Consider the following 18510-nt stretch of genomic DNA (forward strand, 5'->3'; position numbering starts at 1 on the left):
GTTTCGATGGGAGAATATTAAGCAATTGATACTGATATGGGAAATTATCAAAATTTATGTTTTTGATAATTTATTGTTATCATCTGCAAGGAAGAGTCGAAGATTGACGGCACGTATTAATGACTAAGCTTTCTCATTGATGGGTATTGGTTCTGCAATACAACTGTCATTTAGCTTCTATAAATTTGTCACTCAACTGAAATATTCAAAGTTTAGATTTGGTATATACCATTTCAAGAGTGCTGTAAGATGAGCAATCAACCTTATTTGAATATTGAAAATGTCGTGAAGCAGTTTGGGCAATTCACGGCGTTAAAACAGATCTCCTTGTCGATCGAAAAGGGCGAGTTTGTATGTTTCCTTGGGCCGTCAGGCTGTGGAAAAACCACGTTATTACGTGCGATCGCTGGTCTTGATTTACCTACTTCAGGTGCTATTTATCAAAACGGTGCTGAAACGACTTTTTTGCCTCCAGAAAAGCGCGACTTTGGCATCGTATTTCAATCTTACGCGCTCTTCCCTAATTTGACCGTTCAAGAAAACATTGCCATTGGTCTTAAGAACCAAGGAATGTCGAATAAAGAAGCGCTCGACAAGGTGGAATCATGGCTTGAAACCATAGGTTTGCCAACGTCTGGTCATAAGTTTCCAAACCAACTTTCTGGTGGCCAACAACAACGTGTTGCTTTGGCGCGTGCATTGGCGCTTTCACCGGGGTTGCTGCTGCTGGATGAGCCTTTATCTGCTTTGGACGCAAAAGTGCGTACTCACTTGCGCGATGAGATTTGTCAGCTACAACGTAAGTTGGGTATCACCACCATCATGGTGACGCATGACCAAGATGAAGCGTTGACCATGGCAGATCGCATCGTCGTGATGAATCACGGTGTGATTGAACAAGTCGGTGCGCCGCAAGATATTTATCAGAAGCCGGCCAGCCGTTTTGTCGCCGAGTTCGTGGGCAGTATGAATTTCGTTCAAGCGTCAGTAGCCGCTGAATCTAAGATGCGTATTGGCGAATCGATGTTGACCTTCCCCAAGCTAGATAACTTAAATCCAAAGCTTGGTGACCGTTTTGATATAGCAGTACGCCCAGAACAAATTCAATTCGTCGATAGTTTCTCTGAATCTTTACCGGTACGAATCCTTTCTAGCGAATTTCTTGGCGCGTTTTACCGCATAGAGTGCGAGTTACAACATGACTCGACCGCGAAAACGATTTGTGTGGATATGCCAGTGAAAGAATTCAATGCGCGTAAGTTGCGCCGAGGTGACATCCGTTATATCGCATTCGACCAAGAAGGACTGCGAGCATACTCGAACCTGGCACCAGAGCAGGTGGTTGCTTTGTCTGAAAACAAAGATGAAGCGGCGTGAGGCGACAATGGAATCTACACAAATGATGCAATCAAAACTGCTTTTCCAACGTCGAGTACAACCTTTTGTCGCTAGGCTCAGTAAAGACAACATGATTTTGTTTGGCTTGTTGGCGTTTCTTTCTGTGGTTATGACGCTGTTTATCTTAATGCCGCTATGGGCGATGTTGAAAAAAAGCGTACAAAACTCAAATGGTGACTATGTTGGCTTAGAAAACTTTGCGACTTATTTTTCTTCGCAGAGTTTATGGCAATCGGTCGGCAACACGTTCACGCTCGGCCTGCTCGTGACCGCCGTTGTCGGGGTATTGGCGTTTGGCTATGCGTACGCACTTACGCGTTCTTGTATGCCGTTTAAAGGTTTATTTCAGGTGTTGGGATCCGCTCCAATTCTCGCGCCTTCCTTACTTCCTGCGATCAGTTTGATTTTCTTATTCGGTAACCAAGGCATTGCGAAAGGTGTGCTTGATGGTCATTCCGTTTATGGTTTGATTGGTATTTCGTTAGGTCTGATTTTTTGGACGTTTCCCCATGCGTTGATGATTCTCACAACGTCCTTACGAACCTCTGATGCTCGTTTGTATGAAGCGGCGCGTGCCTTGAATACATCACCATTTAAAACCTTTTTCATGGTTACTCTGCCTGCGGCTAAGTACGGCTTAATTAGCACCTTGATCGTCGTGTTTACTTTAGTCGTGACTGACTTCGGTGTACCTAAAGTGATCGGTGGAAGTTACAACGTGCTATCGACTGATATCTTTAAACAAGTCGTAGGGCAGCAAAACTTTTCTATGGGTGCCGTGACCAGTATCTTACTGCTTGTACCTGCAATGCTGGCGTTTGGCGCTGACCGTTGGGTGCAGAAAAAGCAAAAGAGTTTGTTCGACACACGTTCGGTGGCGTACCAGCCAGAACCTAATACCATGCGAGACGGGCTATGCTTCGTCTATTGCTTGGTGATATCAGCAGCAGTACTCGCGGTATTAGGGATGGCGGTGTACGGTTCGATGGTGACTTTCTGGCCGTGGAATAAAGCGCTCACGCTTAACAATTACAATTTTGCAGAAATGAGCACATACGGTTGGACGCCATTTTTTAACTCTCTTACTCTTGGCGCATGGACGGCGATTATAGGTACGGTGCTGATCTTCTTGGGTGCGTATTGTATTGAGAAAGGCAGAGCGTTTGCGCCCGTTCGCCAAGCGATGCAGATGATGAGCGTGGTACCAATGGCTGTGCCTGGGATGGTGTTAGGCTTGGGTTACATCTTCTACTTTAATGATCTCAACAACCCTCTGAATGTCTTATATGGCACTATGGCATTCTTGGTCATTAATACGGTTGTTCACTACTATACCGTGGGACACATGACGGCATTAACCGCTCTGAAACAGCTTCCTGAAGAAATAGAAGCGACAGCCGCATCGGTCAACTTGCCTCAGTATAAGCTGTTTTTTAAAGTGACGGTGCCCGTGTGTTTACCTGCGATTCTAGATATCGCGACCTATCTGTTTATTAATGCACTGACCACTACATCTGCGGTAGTATTCTTATATTCAACGGATACGATTCCAGCTTCTGTTTCGGTATTGAATATGGATGATGCTGGGCAAACAGGAGCGGCTGCAGCCATGGCTGTGATGATTATGGTATCAGCAGCGAGCGCCAAGCTGATTCACATGGCCACCAATAAAATCTTTGAGGAACGAACTCAGGCTTGGCGTAAGCGTTAGAATAGATTCGGTTTTCAATGGGCAGTAAATGGGAAACCATTGGATGGCGAACCGTGACAAATACTAAGAAAGGATAATGCGTGCAGTACGTAAAAATTAAAGATGTCATTGTAGAGCAAATTGAGTCTGGCATGCTTTCTCCAAGGCAGAAGCTGCCAGCAGAACGTAAGTTGGCTGAATCGTTTGACACGACGCGAGTGACGCTACGAGAAGCGCTGTCTTTATTAGAAGCGGAAGGGAAGATCTACCGTGAAGATCGCCGTGGTTGGTTTATCTCGCCAGAGCCTTTGCGTTATGACCCAACCCAAACGCTCAACTTTACCAATATGGCGTTGGCACAAAATCGTAAGCCTAAAACAGAGCTCGTGGCAGCAAAGGGTTTGCTTGCGACTAAGCAAGCGGCGAACTTGTTGCAGTTACCGCCGTTTTCGGATGTGTACCGCGTTGACCGCGTGCGATATTTAGAAGATCGCCCTGTGGTGTTTGTAACGAACTTCATTCGCCCTGAAGTGTTCCCAAATCTACTGGATTATGATTTATCGAAGTCACTGACCGATATTTATCGCGAGCACTTTGGTGTGGTTTATCAGAAGATTCGCTACCGAGTCAGCACTACTTCGTTACTGGGGGATACCGCTCAAGCGTTGCGCGCCACTTCGGGCTGCCCGGCAATGGTGGTCGAGCGTGTCAATTACAATCAAAACGGTGAATTGATCGATTGTGATATCGAGTATTGGCGACATGATGCCATTAGCATTGAATCCGTAGCAGAATTAGAGCGTTAATCGGATTATGGAACCTCGGCGCTTTGTGGGGCGCTTGGTTAGTAAATAATGAATAGGCTTCCTATAGGGAGGCCTTTTTTATGGAATTTTTCAGGGAAGTATATGGAACTGTCGGCGATTCTTATCGTTATCTTTTCAGCCTTGCTGCATGCCGGCTGGAATATTTTAGGTAAATCAAATCAAGGCTCTGGCTCTTCGTTTTTTCTTGCTTCTGGGCTGTCGGCGGCGTTATTGCTGACTCCATACCTAATTTGGTACATGAGCACTATAGGGTTTGCCACGCTACCAAATGCTTTTTGGCAATTGTTGTTACTCAGTGGGCTTTGTCAGATTGTGTATTTAATTGGGTTAGGGGTCGCGTATAAACAAGCGGACATCGGGGTAATCTACCCTATGGCAAGGGCATTGCCAGTACTTATGGTCGGAGCTGGCACGGTTGCTCTTGGTTATGATCTGTCAACCAATCAATGGTTTGGGTTCTCGCTGATTACTTTAGGTTGCTTGTTTGTTCCCTTGAAAAGTTTTCAAGATCTGAGAATCAAGGCCTATTTAAACTTAGGGGTATTGTGGGCGCTAGTAGCGGCCATTGGCACGACTGGTTATTCGATTATCGATAAAGAATCGTTGATCATTTTGGATCAAATTCAGAACCTTGCGATTACTAATAAGCATTCTTCTATTTTCTATTTAGGCATGCAGTTTTGGGCAATCGTGGTCCCTTTAAGTTTGTGGCTGCTGGTCAGTAATCAGCGTGTTGAGTTTAAAAATGCTTGGCTACTTCGCAAGCGAGCCGCTGCCGCTGGGGTGATGATGGCGGCGACATACGGCTTGGTGTTATTTGCAATGACAATGACTGAAAATGTCAGCCTAGTGGTGGCACTTCGTCAGGTAAGCATCATTTTTGGTGTTGTGATGGGGATCTACTTTTTGAAGGAAAAGTGGCACGCAACACGGGGCGTAGGCGTTGTTCTAATTTTATTCGGATTGGTTATCTCTTTGATTTAAAGTACTTAAATATAAGTATGGTATCCTGTTTTTGTGACTTTGTTCACGCTTAATCTTTATTGATAGTTCTGTTTTCACCTATGTTAAAGATGTGATCTGTCTCATGGACAGTTACGTAAAGTTACCGGTAACATTGCCCTCAACGTTACCGGTAACATATAACAACAAGCCGGACTCTGTGAAACTCATAAGGATACCCCGATGAAAGCTATGACTAAAACGCTTATCGCTGCCACGATTACTGGCCTCTTTTCAGCTTCAGCACTTGCTGCAGACTTTAAACTTAAGATTCAATCTTCAGATCCTTCTGGTGATTTGAACTACAAAGTTCAGCAAAACTGGGCCGAGCGCGTTGAGAAAATGTCTAATGGTCGTATCGACATCGATCTACTACCTGTAGGTGCAGTGGTTAAGCACACGGAAACTCTAGGCGCTATCAAAATGGGCATCCTAGATGGTCACGTAACGGCAACGGGTTACTTCTCTGGTAAAGATCCAGCGTTCGGCCTAATCGGTAACATGGTTGGTGCTTGGTCTGATACGACAGAGCTACTTCAATACATGAACTACGGTGGCGGTAACGAGCTAATGACTGAGCTTTACGCACCATACGGCGTGAAATTCATCGGCGCATCAACGACTGGTGTAGAAGCATTCATTTCTAAAAAGCCAATCGATTCTGTTGAAGATCTAAAGGGTCTGAAACTGCGTGCTCCTGAAGGCCTAGTTCAACAAGTATTTGCAGCAGCAGGCGCGACTCCAGTAAACCTACCGGGCTCTGAAGTATTTACTGGCCTAAGCAAAGGCGTAATTGACGCTGCTGACTACACGGTATTTTCTACTAACCAAAAAGCGGGCATGAACGACGTTGCTCACCATCCAATTCACCCAGGTTTCCACTCACTGCCACTGATTGATATTTCAATCAGCCAGAAGAAGTGGGACAAGATGCCTGAAGATCTACAAGTTATGCTGCAAACGTCGGTTCGTGATTTCTCTTACGACATGACGACACAGCTTAAGATTGCAGACCAAGCAGCAGTGAAAGAAGCGCAAGCAAACCCAGAAATCACAATCCACGATTGGTCACAAGAAGAGCGTAAGAAGTTCCGTGAAATCGCAAAAGGCCAATGGAAAGTATTCGCTGAGCGTTCACCAAGTGCGAAGAAAGTATACGACTCAGTAACTAACTTCCTAGAAGCTAACGGCCTACTTTAAGTTTTATTATCAACACAACATGGTTATCTCGAAGCTTTAAATAATAACTAAGATAGAGATACGACTAAGAGGGCGGTTTTCGCCCTCTATTTCCTTTGGGATATTAGCGGTATGAATGACAACACTCCCCACGCTCCTGTTGAGCCAGAAGAGCAACCTAGGAATCTACTCGACAAGTGGATTTTGAAGTTGGGCAATGCTCTTAGCTTACTTTTTATCATCACAGTTGTGATTTCGTTTTACGAAGTGTTAATGCGCTACGTATTTGATTCTCCTACCACATGGGTTCACGAAACAGCATCTTTCATAGGAGGGGCTCTGTTTGTCTTTGGCGGTATTTATTCTTTTGCGAACAATAAGCACGTGCGTGTTGTTCTTATCTACGATTACGTTTCTAACCGTACTCGTCGTTACTTAAACCTTGTTCACCACGTTGTTGGATTGGCTTTTGCGGGCATGATGGCTTACGCCGCGTATGTCATGGCGGAAGGGGCATGGTTTACCCCGTGGGGTGAGTTTAGGCTTGAAACATCAGGCTCGTCATTAAACCCTCCTTTCCCAGCATTATTGAAAGGCATTATTTTCGTTACGCTTTGCGTACTCGTGGTTCAATTTATTTTACATCTTATCCAAGAAATTCAAGGCCTAAGGAAGAATAACGATGTTTGATTTATCTTCAATGGGAATCGCATGGGGTAGTTTACTCATGCTGGCTATGATGATCGGTTTACTGTTAACCGGCATGCAATTAGCCTTTGTAACTGGCTTTGTTGCCATCTTCTTTACGCTCGGTTGGTTTGGTGTGGATGCACTGCCACTTATCGCGAGCCGTATGTACAGTTTTTCTTCGGGCTACATTTTCCTCGCTATCCCGATGTTTGTTTTAATGGCGGCATTGCTTGACCGTTCTGGTATTGCACGTGACTTGTTTGACGCGATGAAGTCTGTGGGTCGCCGAGTTCGCGGTGGCGTTGCGGTGCAAACGCTATTGGTCGCGGTATTGCTAGCGTCTATGTCTGGCGTTATCGGCGGTGAAACCGTTCTACTTGGTATTCTTGCCCTGCCACAAATGCTGCGCTTGGGTTACGACCGTAAGCTCGCTATCGGTACCACTTGTGCGGGTGGCGCATTAGGTACCATGCTACCGCCAAGTATCGTTTTGATTATCTACGGCATGACGGCAAGTGTTTCAATCGGTGACTTGTTTAAAGCCTCTTTCTTACCAGCGTTTATCTTGGCTGGCTGCTACATCGCTTATGTATTAATTCGTTGTAAGTTAAACCCGGCGTTAGCGCCAATCCCAAGTGATGATGAGCTAGAAGAAGATCTTGCCAATCAGCCGAGCTATTTTAAAGCGCTGTTCTTCCCGCTACTTTCTGTTGCAACCGTTCTGGGCAGTATCTACACAGGTGTGGCATCTGTAACTGAAGCGTCAGCACTGGGTGTTGTGGGCATTATGATCAGTGCAGTGATTCGCAAAGAAATGTCTTGGTCGATGCTAAAAGACAGTGCCGTAGCCACCATGAAAACTTGTGGCATGATCATGTGGATCGGTATTGGCGCAAGTGCATTGGTTGGTATTTACAACCTAATGGGCGGTATTGATTTCGTTGAAGAAACCATTCTTGCTCTAAGTGGCGGCAGCGCATTAGCGACTCTGCTCATCATGATGGTGATTCTACTGGTATTGGGTATGTTCCTTGACTGGGTTGGTGTCGCACTGCTAACCATGCCTATCTTTGTACCAATCATTATTAGCTTAGGTTACGACCCAATTTGGTTCGGTGTGGTGTTCTGCTTGAACATGCAGGTGTCTTTCTTGTCACCACCTTTCGGTCCAGCGGCTTTCTACCTGAAATCGGTAGCGCCAAAAGACATCAGCTTAGGTGAAATCTTTACTTCACTATTGCCATTCATCGGTTTACAAGTTTTGGTTCTTTCTTTAGTCATCATGTTCCCGCAGCTAGCCCTTTGGTGGCAATAGGCATGCAGGAGAAGTAACGACTCCCAGTTACTGAGTTAGACCATATACACAATAGATTGTCAGCCCCAGTGAAAGTTGGGGCTAAGGAAAGTCTCGTCTTATGAAAAGTAAAAAAATATTAGTAATGGGCGTATCGGGCTGCGGTAAAAGCTTGATTGGTAGCCGTATCGCTAAAGCTTTGGATCTACAGTTTTTTGATGGTGATGATTTTCACCCAGAAACAAACGTAGAGAAAATGCGCCAAGGTATCCCTTTGACAGACGAAGATCGTCAGGGCTGGTTGGAAACATTGAACCAACAGTTTATCAGCCAACCAAGTGCGGTGATTGCTTGTTCGGCCTTAAAACCACAATACCGAGAGACTCTGAGAAAAAATAATGAAGAGCTGGTGATTGTGTACTTACAGGGCAGTTTCGATACGATCTGGAATCGCCATAAGAATCGTGAAAATCATTACTTCAACGGTGAGCAAATGCTGAAAAGCCAATTCGAAGCATTAGTGGAGCCTCAAGAAGATGAAGCTTTGTTTATCGATATTGCACAAGATGTCGAGCAAGTAGTAGAGAGTGCACTAGCCCTGCTAAAAAAGGATATTAAATAATGAGCGCGCAAAATACGCATCATATCGCGATGATTGGCTTAGGTGTGATGGGGAAAAGCCTAGCACTTAACCTGTTGGACAATGGGTTTGACGTAGCCGGTTACGATTTAAACCAAGACAATATCCATCGCGCTCAACACGAAGCGGATTCTCTTAAATCAAGTGGGTCAGAAGGTGGCAACTCTAAAGGCGCTTTCACTGCAGCATCTGATCTGAGCGACTTATTGAGCACATTGGCTAAGCCACGCGTTATTGCTTTGTCTGTGCCAGCTGGTAAGCCTGTTGACGTTGTCGTGGAAAGCTTGTTAGAAGCGGGTTTAGAAAGTGATGACATCGTTATCGATACCGGCAATAGCTTATGGACCGATACTGAAGCGCGTGAACTTCGTTATAAAAACAAGTTACGTTTTTTTAGCACCGCAGTCTCTGGCGGTGAAGAAGGCGCTCGTGTGGGCCCTGCATTGATGGCTAGTGGCGATCAATCTGCATGGCAATATGTTAAGCCAATGTGGGAAGCGATTGCTGCGAAAGTGGACGCGAACGGTTTACCTGTTGGTCAGTTTGAAGCGGGTGAAGCGTGTGCTGCTTACGTTGGGCCTGCTGGTTCTGGGCACTATGTCAAAATGGTGCACAACGGTATTGAATACGCGGACATGCAACTTATCTGCGAAGTGTACCATTTCATGCGCGATGTACTTGAGATGCCAGCGCAAGAAATAGGCGAAGTATTCGCGCAGTGGAATCAAGGGGTACTGAACAGTTACTTGATGGAAATCAGCGCTGATATTCTTCAGCAAGACGATCCGCAAACTGGCAAGCCTTTTGTTGAAGTGGTGCTCGATACAGCTGGGCAAAAAGGTACAGGCTTATGGACGGCAGTTAACAGCCTGCAAGAAGGCTGCCCAACGCCAACGATCGCACAGGCCGTTTATGCGAGAGCAATGAGCGGGCAGAAAGCGCAGCGTCAGCAGGGGAGCCAATTACTTAAAGGTAAGATTGCAGACTCTCGCCAGCTCGACAAGCATGAAGCAATAGCAGAGCTACACGATGCGTTATATTGCGCGAAGCTGTCGGTTTACGCTCAAGGCTTTGATCTACTGAAAACCGCTTCTGAGAAAGAAGGTTGGCAGTTAGATTTCACTAAGATCGCGAAGATTTGGCGAGCGGGGTGCATTATTCGAGCTATCTTCCTGCAAAGTATTACGACGGCTTATCAGAATAACGATGCGCTGCAGAATTTACTCTTTGATGAAACCTTCATCGAGCAGGTGCAAGAGCGCGAACTGGCATGGCGAATCGCGGTAGCAAATTCGGCTCTGTATGGAGTGCCAATGCCGGGTATCAGCTCAGCATTAAGCTATTTTGATTCATTGCGCTGTGAAGTACTGCCAGCAAACCTACTGCAAGCTCAACGTGATTTCTTTGGTTCACATACCTATTCGCGTATTGATGAACCAGAAGCGGACAAGTTTCACATCATGTGGAGTCAAAATCCTAGAACGCAAATTAAGCTATAACTGATACTGAATAACGCCCTCAATTTAGAGGGCGTTATTGTTTGAGCGGATCATCAAAAATTACAAACAATAGACTACAAAAAGCGAGCCACTGAGATAAGATGTTACCAGTAACATTACTAACCCATACATAATAATCAGAACAGCAATATGGTAAACAAGAAGAAACGTCCTACCCTACAAGACATCGCCGATTTAGTTGGTGTAACCAAAATGACAGTCAGTCGCTGCCTTCGTGACCCTTCACAAGTGTCTGACGCGTTAAGAGATAAGATTACTTCAGCGGTTGAAGAGCTCGGATACATTCCAAACCGCGCTCCAGACATTCTGTCGAACGCCAAAAGCAATGCGATTGGTGTGTTGGTTCCCTCTTTAACTAACCAAGTATTCGCAGAAGTGATCCGTGGGATTGAGCAAGTGACAGGTCCTGCTGGTTATCAAACCATGATTGCCCACTACGGCTATAGTGCAGAACTCGAAGAGCAAAGCATTGCGTCTTTGTTGTCTTACAATGTGGATGCGATCATTTTGTCGGAGAATGTGCATTCAGACCGAGCTAGAAAAATGCTGCAAACCGCGTCGATTCCAGTAATTGAAATCATGGATTCCGTTTCCCCAAGAATCGAGCAAGCCGTGGGTTTTGATAACTTTGAAGCTGCGCGAGACATGACCAAAACCATGTTGAAGCGAGGGCGGAAGAATATCGCTTATCTTGCCGCTCGAATGGATGAGCGTACTCGTTTGAAAATGGCGGGCTATCAGCATGCAATGGAAGAAGCGAACGCAGAACCAATGACATTGCAAACCGAAGCGGCATCGTCCTTTACTTTGGGGGCTAAATTGCTTGGTGAGTTGCTAGACACTCATCCGGAAGCGAACGGCATTTTTTGTACTAACGATGACTTAGCAATTGGCGCATTTTACGAATGTGTTCGCCGCGGTATTCAAGTGCCACAAGATATGGCGATTGCAGGTTTCCACGGTCACGATATTACCTTAGCCATGACACCAAGATTAGCAACTGTGGTTACGCCGCGTGAACAGATCGGTTTGGTGGCCGCGCAGGAAATTGTCGCTCGATTGAAAGGGAAATCCGATTGGCAGGCTAAGTTGGATTTGGGGTATCAAATCGAAGTAGGCGAAAGTATTTAAGGATAAGGAATTTGCCCTTACTGTTTAACAATAAGGGCAAGATATGATTATGCGTCTGCTAGGTTCGCATCTTCGCGTTTAATGACTTTGTGTCCATCTTCAGTCACACCACGCTTCCAGTAACTACTGATGTAGATATTGTTTTTTTCGACTTCTTTTTCATTTCTGAAATATTGGCGTAGCTGACGCATTGAATCGAATTCGCAAGCACACCATACTGAAACTTGGCCTGATAACCATTCTACTTCACGAGCGGCCTCTGCTAACGTCATCTCTGATTCGCCTTCGACTACCCATTGAACTCTAAGCCCTTCTGGCGCAGCCAAAGCTTGTTTATCTTGCTCTGAAGTGATGTGGATAATGGCATGGCCAACTGCATTAGAAGGCAAGCTACGTAATTTGGCAGAAAGAGCGGGAAGGGACGTCATGTCTGCAGTTAAGAAGAACCAATCTGCTTCTAAATTCAGCCCTTGGATAAGCCCTGGGCCAGCAATTGATACCGTGTCACCGACCTGTGCGTTCATGGCCCAACGAGCAGCGAATCCGCATTGTAGATCTTTCGTTATATGGCGTACAAAATCGATTTCTAACTGGCACTTTCCTAGGTCAAAGTCACGAATCGTGTAAGTACGCATTACTGGCTTTTCTTCGCTGCTGAGTGTGCTTAAGTCGGTACTTCCAGAAGGAGTAAACAGCAATTTTACATAGCCACCCGCGCAGTGAGTTGGAAAGTTTTTAAGCCCTTCTCCAGTGAACACGATACGTTGCATGTTAGGTGTGATAGTCGTGGTGCTAAGGACCGTAAGTGTCAGGGGCGTTGGTTTGCTCATCTGTTTACTCTCTATTTCTTTTAACGCTTTCATAATAGCTGTGAAAGGCATGACCCTCAATGCTAATACTTATCATTTACTTAAATTTACGTCTATGGTCGGTCGTTTGCTTCATAAGTATCAATAAATCTTGTTGATTTTGACTTATCTATCACCTTGATAAATGTAATGGTTTTCTAGAATAGCCTTCGCTTTCGCGAACGGTGCTTTGGCGGAAGCTTGGATCTTGCTTAAACTTAATAATGTTGGGGCTAGGTGAGAGGCTAAAATGGGAGAAAAACGAGACAAGTTAAAGACTGTCTATCAGTTAATACATAATCGTTTTCTGTTTTCCTCAATGCTGCCTTTATTGGTGATTGAGCTCGCTTTGCTCGTTTTATATTTTTCGGTGACAGGTTTTGTCGCCAACCAATACCAGAAAACCTTGGTGGATGAAGCCAATCAAAACCTATCGTTATTGACCAACAAGCACATAGAAAGTATCGATGCCCAGCTAGGGGAAATTGCTCATACAGCTCAGTTGCTGCAATCGGTTCAGCAACAGGTTTTTTCATTACCTCAGCAAGCACTGCCTAAACACAATCAATTGGAGCTGATTAAACACAATAACGGGAGTTATTACACGCCTAAGCTTAATGGCAGTAGCTCTTATTATTACTCTTCCGATACGATAATTGGCAGCGAGCAGTTGGATAAGATTCAGCGTTCTCAACTCATCGATCCGTTATTGAAATCAATTGTCGAATACAACCCAATCATTGTTCAAGCCTACTTCAATAGCTGGGACAACATGAATCAGTTGTATCCGTACATTGATAACGTATCGGCTGTGTTCGGCTCCACGCTGAAAATGCAGGATTACAATTTCTACTATCTGGCGGATGCCAAGCACAATCCTGAACGATCACCTGTTTGGACAAAAGCGTATTTAGATCCGGCCGGTCAAGGCTGGTTAGTGTCGTGCATTGTGCCGATTTACAGCGACAACTTTCTGGAAGGGGTGAGTGGGGTCGATATTCCGATAGCCTCATTCATCAACGATATTTTGGAACTCAATTTACCGTGGGGAGCCAGCGGCTTTTTGGTGGATCAAGATGGAGTTATTCTGGCGATGGCCCCTGAGATTGAGAAGCTTACCGGTTTAGATGAATTAAGTACGCACAACTACAGTCGAAAAATTAATGAAACCGTGTATAAACCGGAAGAGTTTAATATTAGCGCTTTACCCAACGCGGAATTCAGAGGGCATTTAGAGCGTATTATTTCGAGTCAACAAACTTCTGCGACGATTCATGTTAATGACAAAGAATATTTGATCACGCGAGGGCAAGTGGCGGTGACGGGCTGGCAGGTAATGGCAATCGTTGATGCCAGTTTATTGAATGAACCCGTGACCAAATTGGAAGACATTACGGTTCAAATAGGTGCGATGGCGATCATCGCTATGATTGTTTTTTATGTGTTGTTCTTTATTCATGTGAAGTTACAAGCCAAAGAGCTTGGTGGTCGCATCGCAACGCCACTCGAACGTTTGTCGACCTTAACCGCGACAACGGGCAACTTCCTGACGGTCAATCAAGTGGAGAGCAGTAACATCAAAGAGATTGATGAGCTCGGTGATCACTTCAATAAATTGAGTAAAGAGTTGGAGTATCGGACTCGTGATTTGATCCAAACTGAAACTCGTCAGCAATTGACCCAAGAAAAAGCCAATTTATTGGAGAAGCTGTCTAATACTGACCACTTAACCCATCTATCAAATAGGATGTATTTGGATCGGTTACTGGATGTGGAGATCCATAACTTCAAAGCAACGCCTCGTGTTATCTCAATTATCCTGTTGGATATCGATAAATTTAAGCGTATCAATGATCAATTTGGCCATGACATTGGTGACGAAGTTCTGGTGAGCGTTGCAAGGTTGCTCGAAAATAATACCCGAGGAGTCGATACCTGCGGCCGCTGGGGAGGAGAGGAGTTTTTGATCGTATGCCCAGGAACTCCGATAGACAACGCGTATATGCTTGCAGAAAAAATTAGGGTGATGTTTGAGTGCCACGAATTCCATCCTGATTTTAGATGTACCGCGAGCTTTGGAGTAGCGCAATTACAGGTCGATGAAACGAAAAACGCATGGTTTAAGCGAGTAGACAAAGCTATGTATCAAGCTAAGAACAGTGGGCGAAACCAAGTCGTTAAAGCGGAAGAATAAGATGCTGCAATTGAGTTCAGCCAGTTTAAAGTCTTGACTATTTTTCGGGGTCGCTGGTGGGCTAACTACTAACTAGCCGGCTAGCGAACCGTTGCATACAAAAACGCCCTAATCCAACTGGAGTTAGGGCGTTTTGCTATTGCTCTGCTAGTTTGAATCGATTAGCTGTTCGCTTCTACTAAGTCGGCAGCTTCATCTTGTTTAGCTGCGTCTAGCATCTTACGGATTAACCAAGATGCCGCCATTGCCACTGCAACCATGACTACCGCAAGCACTGTTAGTAGTTGGAAGTAATCGCCGTAGACAGTTTGAACGATTTCTTGTGTGATCTCTTGGCCTTTCTCTAATGCAATCGAAGTAGAGAATACGGCACCAACGATGCCACTTAGTGCGATTGCGACAGAGAATAAGCTTACTGAGAAGTTTTCAATGTGCTTAGGCGCAACAGACAAGATAAATGCTACTACCATAGATCCCACGATCACTTCTGCAAATGCTTGGAAGAAGTGGATTGCTAGGAACACTTCAGGACGAATGAGCACATCTTCACCCACCGTAGTCACCGCCATGGTTAGGATACCGAATGCAATCGCCGTTAGGATGAATGAGAAACCTACTTTTGTCGCAGTAGAAAAGTTTACGTTGCGTTTTTCTAAACTAGAGAAGAAACCAGCAATAACTGGACCTGCGACCATACACCATAGTGGGTTCATCGCCATTGCCGCTTCAGGAGCCACTGGGATAAAACCAAATAGATCGCCACGCATGGTATTGATCGCCACCATGTTCATTGATGTCATCATCTGGCCGTAGTACACGAAGAAACATGTGGTTAGGAAGGTGATGATCAGGATAGTGCCCATTTTAAGCGCATCTGATTTCTTTGATTTGATCATTAAAGAAATGAAGTAAATGATCGCTGCCGCACCGATTGCGTAAACAATGTTTTGACCGATATCCATGTTAGAAAACATGAAGAATACCAAACCGATCATTGAAGCAGATAGCGCTAGAAATGCGATCCAGTTTTTCGTGCTTACTGGTGCTTGATCGACATCAGACGCCACTTCAACTAAGCCCTTACGGAATGTGATTAAAGTGAACAATGCTGCACCGGCAAGAACGCCAGAAAGCATGAAACCACCGTGGAAACCAACGACCAGTACTAGCATCGGGAATAAATATTGGCCAAGGAAAGCACCAATGTTATTCACCGAGTAGTTTACTGGGTAGCAGTTTTCAAAGTCTTCTTGAGTTTTGAACGTGCGTTTGTAAAGACTTGGGTAAGAAGGGGACATCAAACCACGTGCGTAACTTGCTAAAGCAATACCGCATAACGCCATCGGGACATTCGTTGCCGAAGCGCCTAGTACAAGCAGGACATAGCCACTGGCAAAGCCTAAGTACGCGATCGTTAGTGAACGGTATGCGCCCAAGAACTTATCTGCAATAAAGCCGCCAGCGATAGCAAATAATGGTCCGATTGCTGAGAAAGCACCCACGACCATCATTGTGTCGGCTTCATTGTAATTAAGCTCTTCTAGGAAGAAACGTGTGAGGATTACCATTACGCCATAAAATGATAACCCAAACATCATTTGGCAGAACATCATCGATTTGTTTAATCTATTCCACATTATTTTATTCTCACTTATTGGTTTAACTCTAGTGTAATAACCTAATTATAATATCATTATCAGCAAGACATAAACTGAAACATTTATCCCAGATCAAACATCATTCAATGAACCATTTCTAATGGCCTAGATTCATTTTTCTAATGAATGATAAGTGCAAACTTAGATTGAGATAGTGAGTGTTACGTGGGCAGATTGATGTTGTCGACTACACTAAGATAAGGCTCTCAACGTGGAGGTGCAGTGAAGATATTCAGTTGTGTTTCAATTTTGGTGATGTGCATGGCCTTAGTGAGCGTGCATGCTTCGACATTGACTGCGGCTCAAAGTGTTTGGCCGCCCTTTATTCATGATGGAAAGCCACCTCATGGAGTGATTGTCGATATCGTAGAAGAGGCCTTTGAAAGCCAAGGTTACACAATGGAATTGCAAATCAAACCGTGGTCACGCGCGATGAAAGAAGTGATGCGAGCACGGACGGATGCGTTGATTGCGGTTTGGTACACCGATAAACGCGCTGAAAAGCTGCTTTTTAGTGACAGTTATTTAGACTCGAAGCAAGTGATCATAGCGGCCAAAGAAGATCAGTTGACTTATACCGGTTTGCCCAGTTTAAGTGGGTTATCGGTAGGTACGATCACCGATTATGCTTACGATCAGGCCTTTTTGATTTCGACTCAGTTTGAGCGAGTAGAAGGGGACAGTTTAGAGCAGAGTATTCGCCGATTACAGACAAAGCGGGTGGATGCGATTATCTCTAATGAGAGAGTTGCCAAATACACCTTGGGCAGTATGAAGATAGACAAAAACATGTATGACTTCTTTTCGCCGAGTGTTTCTGTGAACCCTTTGTACATCGCAATCGGCTTAGAAAACCCAAGAGCCTATGAGTTGATAGGAGCGTTCAACCAAGGTTTAGCCGAAATTAAAGCCAATGGTCGGTATCAGGAAATCTTAAGGCGTCATCAAGAATAAAGTCAGCAAAAATGCTGACTTTATTTATCTACAACTATCAGATAACCCAATCGTCATTTTATCTGAGATAACAGATGCTTACTGAAGTTTACTCACAAGGCGGTGCGATATGAATGACTGCTAATCCACCCAGTGATGTTTCGCGGTACTTTTTGTTCATATCTTTACCTGTTTGGTACATGGTCTCGATCACTTTATCTAAAGAGATAAGACACTTACTAGTACGCTTCAGAGCCATTCTAGATGCATTGATCGCCTTCATTGCACCCATAGCGTTACGCTCGATACACGGTACTTGTACTAGTCCACCAATTGGGTCACAAGTCATGCCCAGAGAGTGTTCCATCGCAATCTCTGCCGCAATACAAATCTGTTCGTTGCTACCGCCGCGAAGAGCGGTTAAGCCCGCCGCCGCCATTGAAGACGAAACGCCTACCTCACCTTGACAGCCAACCTCAGCGCCAGAGATAGATGCGTTAGTCTTGTATAAAATACCAATTGCGCCAGACACGGCTAAGAAGTCTTTTAGCTGTTTAGTGTCGAGCTCTTTGATGAATCTGTGGTAGTACATTAGCACAGCAGGGATAACACCAGCCGCACCGTTGGTCGGTGACGTCACCACTTGTCCGCCGGCGGCGTTTTCTTCACTAACCGCAAAAGCGAATAGGTTGATCCAATCCATAATTTCCATTGGATCGCTTTCTACAGCTGCGTTAGCTTCTAGTTTTTTCAGTAGAGCAGGCGCACGTCGGGTTACTTCTAGTCCACCTTCCAAGATACCTTCGGTGTCGAAGCCGCGTTGCATACACAGCGACATGACTTTCCAAATTTGTTCTGTTTTTTGATCAATGATATCCATGTCTTGGAAAGACACTTCATTACGCAATACCAAACCGCCTAAGCTTAGGCCATGCTTTTCCGCCGTTTCTAAAAATTGCTCAGCAGATGTGAATGGGAATTCCACGCTCACTTCTTCTGATTGCTTACCATTCTCTAACTCATCAGCCGTTGCAATGAAACCACCACCAATTGAGTAATACGTTTCAATGGCCAATTGGTTTCCAGCCGCGTCGAACGCGGAAATTGTCATTCCGTTTTCATGAAGTGGTAAATTGGTGTCGTGGAACAGCATGTCGGTATCTACATCGAATGTCACTTCGTGGACACCGCTGATCGCTAGGCGCTTTTCCTCTACCGCTTTTTTCATTGCGAGATTAGCGCTAGAAATCTTGATGGTGTCAGGGCGATTACCAAGCAGGCCTAAAATAGTGGCTCTATCAGTATGGTGACCTTTACCGGTCAGTGATAATGAACCATAGAGATCAATTTGGATTCGCGCGACGTCGCTTAATTGCGGTTGAATGATTTGAGTAAAGTTAAACCCCGCAATCATTGGCCCGTTCGTATGGGAACTGGATGGGCCGACGCCGATTTTGTAGATATCAAAGATAGACAGCATAATTACTTCCTGTGCAGGCATGCTTG

15 protein-coding genes are annotated in these 18510 nt (G+C 45.0%); 12 read left to right on the forward strand and 3 right to left on the reverse strand.

Features of this window, described 5'->3' with window-relative positions:
• The first annotated feature begins 249 nt into the window (after positions 1-249).
• The 10 genes from ELZ11_RS07900 to gntR all read left to right on the forward strand — a co-directional run bounded on the left by ELZ11_RS07900 (position 250) and on the right by gntR (position 11371).
• Positions 250-1377: a putative 2-aminoethylphosphonate ABC transporter ATP-binding protein gene (locus ELZ11_RS07900; protein WP_137356835.1), complete on the forward strand. Its 1128-nt coding sequence runs from the start codon at positions 250-252 to the stop codon at positions 1375-1377.
• Between the two features lie 22 nt (positions 1378-1399).
• Complete coding sequence (locus tag ELZ11_RS07905; protein WP_374939804.1) at positions 1400-3109, forward strand: putative 2-aminoethylphosphonate ABC transporter permease subunit; 1710 nt, start codon at positions 1400-1402, stop codon at positions 3107-3109.
• Between the two features lie 80 nt (positions 3110-3189).
• Positions 3190-3894 carry a phosphonate utilization transcriptional regulator PhnR gene (gene phnR, locus ELZ11_RS07910; RefSeq protein WP_137356837.1) on the forward strand — a complete coding sequence of 235 codons (705 nt, stop codon included), beginning with the start codon at positions 3190-3192 and terminating at the stop codon, positions 3892-3894.
• 102 nt (positions 3895-3996) lie between these two features.
• The gene (locus tag ELZ11_RS07915) at positions 3997-4899 is read left to right on the forward strand and encodes an EamA family transporter (protein WP_137356838.1); all 903 of its coding nucleotides are present in this window, start codon (positions 3997-3999) and stop codon (positions 4897-4899) included.
• A 201-nt stretch (positions 4900-5100) separates the two neighbouring features.
• A complete protein-coding gene (locus tag ELZ11_RS07920) occupies positions 5101-6117 on the forward strand; it encodes a TRAP transporter substrate-binding protein (protein ID WP_137356839.1) in 1017 nt (338 codons plus the stop codon).
• A 111-nt stretch (positions 6118-6228) separates the two neighbouring features.
• A complete protein-coding gene (locus ELZ11_RS07925; RefSeq protein ID WP_137356840.1) occupies positions 6229-6786 on the forward strand; it encodes a TRAP transporter small permease subunit in 558 nt (185 codons plus the stop codon).
• Positions 6779-8101 (forward strand): TRAP transporter large permease, encoded by a 1323-nt coding sequence (locus ELZ11_RS07930; protein ID WP_137356841.1) that lies wholly within the window; start codon positions 6779-6781, stop codon positions 8099-8101. The genes ELZ11_RS07925 and ELZ11_RS07930 overlap by 8 nt, the downstream gene beginning before the upstream one ends.
• A gap of 100 nt (positions 8102-8201) precedes the next feature.
• Positions 8202-8702: a gluconokinase gene (locus ELZ11_RS07935; RefSeq protein WP_137356842.1), complete on the forward strand. Its 501-nt coding sequence runs from the start codon at positions 8202-8204 to the stop codon at positions 8700-8702.
• On the forward strand, positions 8702-10219 hold the full coding sequence (gndA, locus tag ELZ11_RS07940; protein ID WP_137356843.1) for an NADP-dependent phosphogluconate dehydrogenase: 1518 nt from the start codon (positions 8702-8704) through the stop codon (positions 10217-10219). Before ELZ11_RS07935 ends, gndA begins: the two co-directional genes overlap by 1 nt.
• A gap of 150 nt (positions 10220-10369) precedes the next feature.
• Positions 10370-11371, forward strand: a complete 1002-nt coding sequence (gntR, locus tag ELZ11_RS07945; protein WP_137356844.1) for a gluconate operon transcriptional repressor GntR — start codon at positions 10370-10372, stop codon at positions 11369-11371.
• A 47-nt stretch (positions 11372-11418) separates the two neighbouring features.
• On the opposite strand, the gene ELZ11_RS07950 is transcribed toward gntR, so the two are convergent.
• A complete protein-coding gene (locus ELZ11_RS07950) occupies positions 11419-12201 on the reverse strand; it encodes a siderophore-interacting protein (protein ID WP_137356845.1) in 783 nt (260 codons plus the stop codon).
• Between the two features lie 268 nt (positions 12202-12469).
• Between ELZ11_RS07950 and ELZ11_RS07955 the strand changes: the two genes are divergently transcribed.
• Entirely contained in the window at positions 12470-14413 is a 1944-nt protein-coding gene (locus ELZ11_RS07955; protein ID WP_137356846.1) for a sensor domain-containing diguanylate cyclase, read from the forward strand.
• Positions 14414-14574: 161 nt separating this feature from the next.
• Here ELZ11_RS07955 and ELZ11_RS07960 read toward each other — a convergent pair whose 3' ends face one another.
• Positions 14575-16050 (reverse strand): peptide MFS transporter, encoded by a 1476-nt coding sequence (locus ELZ11_RS07960; protein ID WP_137356847.1) that lies wholly within the window; start codon positions 16048-16050, stop codon positions 14575-14577.
• A gap of 282 nt (positions 16051-16332) precedes the next feature.
• On the opposite strand from ELZ11_RS07960, the gene ELZ11_RS07965 reads away from it, so the two are divergent.
• On the forward strand, positions 16333-17025 hold the full coding sequence (locus ELZ11_RS07965; protein WP_167494646.1) for a transporter substrate-binding domain-containing protein: 693 nt from the start codon (positions 16333-16335) through the stop codon (positions 17023-17025).
• An 88-nt stretch (positions 17026-17113) separates the two neighbouring features.
• On the opposite strand, the gene ELZ11_RS07970 is transcribed toward ELZ11_RS07965, so the two are convergent.
• Positions 17114-18484 carry an L-serine ammonia-lyase gene (locus ELZ11_RS07970; protein WP_137356849.1) on the reverse strand — a complete coding sequence of 457 codons (1371 nt, stop codon included), beginning with the start codon at positions 18482-18484 and terminating at the stop codon, positions 17114-17116.
• Positions 18485-18510: the final 26 nt, after the last annotated feature.

The organism is Vibrio profundi (assembly GCF_005281835.1).
GTDB lineage: Bacteria > Pseudomonadota > Gammaproteobacteria > Enterobacterales > Vibrionaceae > Vibrio > Vibrio profundi.

What these genes read in the sequence shown, in the direction of transcription:
- ELZ11_RS07960 (WP_137356847.1), bottom strand. Translation starts at nt 16,050, where the DNA reads ATGTGGAATAGATTAAACAAATCGATGATGTTCTGCCAAATGATGTTT.
- ELZ11_RS07970 (WP_137356849.1), bottom strand. Translation starts at nt 18,484, where the DNA reads ATGCTGTCTATCTTTGATATCTACAAAATCGGCGTCGGCCCATCCAGT.
- ELZ11_RS07930 (WP_137356841.1), top strand. Translation starts at nt 6,779, where the DNA reads ATGTTTGATTTATCTTCAATGGGAATCGCATGGGGTAGTTTACTCATG.
- gntR (WP_137356844.1), top strand. Translation starts at nt 10,370, where the DNA reads ATGGTAAACAAGAAGAAACGTCCTACCCTACAAGACATCGCCGATTTA.
- ELZ11_RS07950 (WP_137356845.1), bottom strand. Translation starts at nt 12,201, where the DNA reads ATGAGCAAACCAACGCCCCTGACACTTACGGTCCTTAGCACCACGACT.
- ELZ11_RS07905 (WP_374939804.1), top strand. Translation starts at nt 1,400, where the DNA reads ATGATGCAATCAAAACTGCTTTTCCAACGTCGAGTACAACCTTTTGTC.
- gndA (WP_137356843.1), top strand. Translation starts at nt 8,702, where the DNA reads ATGAGCGCGCAAAATACGCATCATATCGCGATGATTGGCTTAGGTGTG.
- ELZ11_RS07900 (WP_137356835.1), top strand. Translation starts at nt 250, where the DNA reads ATGAGCAATCAACCTTATTTGAATATTGAAAATGTCGTGAAGCAGTTT.
- ELZ11_RS07915 (WP_137356838.1), top strand. Translation starts at nt 3,997, where the DNA reads ATGGAACTGTCGGCGATTCTTATCGTTATCTTTTCAGCCTTGCTGCAT.
- ELZ11_RS07920 (WP_137356839.1), top strand. Translation starts at nt 5,101, where the DNA reads ATGAAAGCTATGACTAAAACGCTTATCGCTGCCACGATTACTGGCCTC.
- ELZ11_RS07965 (WP_167494646.1), top strand. Translation starts at nt 16,333, where the DNA reads ATGGCCTTAGTGAGCGTGCATGCTTCGACATTGACTGCGGCTCAAAGT.
- ELZ11_RS07955 (WP_137356846.1), top strand. Translation starts at nt 12,470, where the DNA reads ATGGGAGAAAAACGAGACAAGTTAAAGACTGTCTATCAGTTAATACAT.
- ELZ11_RS07925 (WP_137356840.1), top strand. Translation starts at nt 6,229, where the DNA reads ATGAATGACAACACTCCCCACGCTCCTGTTGAGCCAGAAGAGCAACCT.
- ELZ11_RS07935 (WP_137356842.1), top strand. Translation starts at nt 8,202, where the DNA reads ATGAAAAGTAAAAAAATATTAGTAATGGGCGTATCGGGCTGCGGTAAA.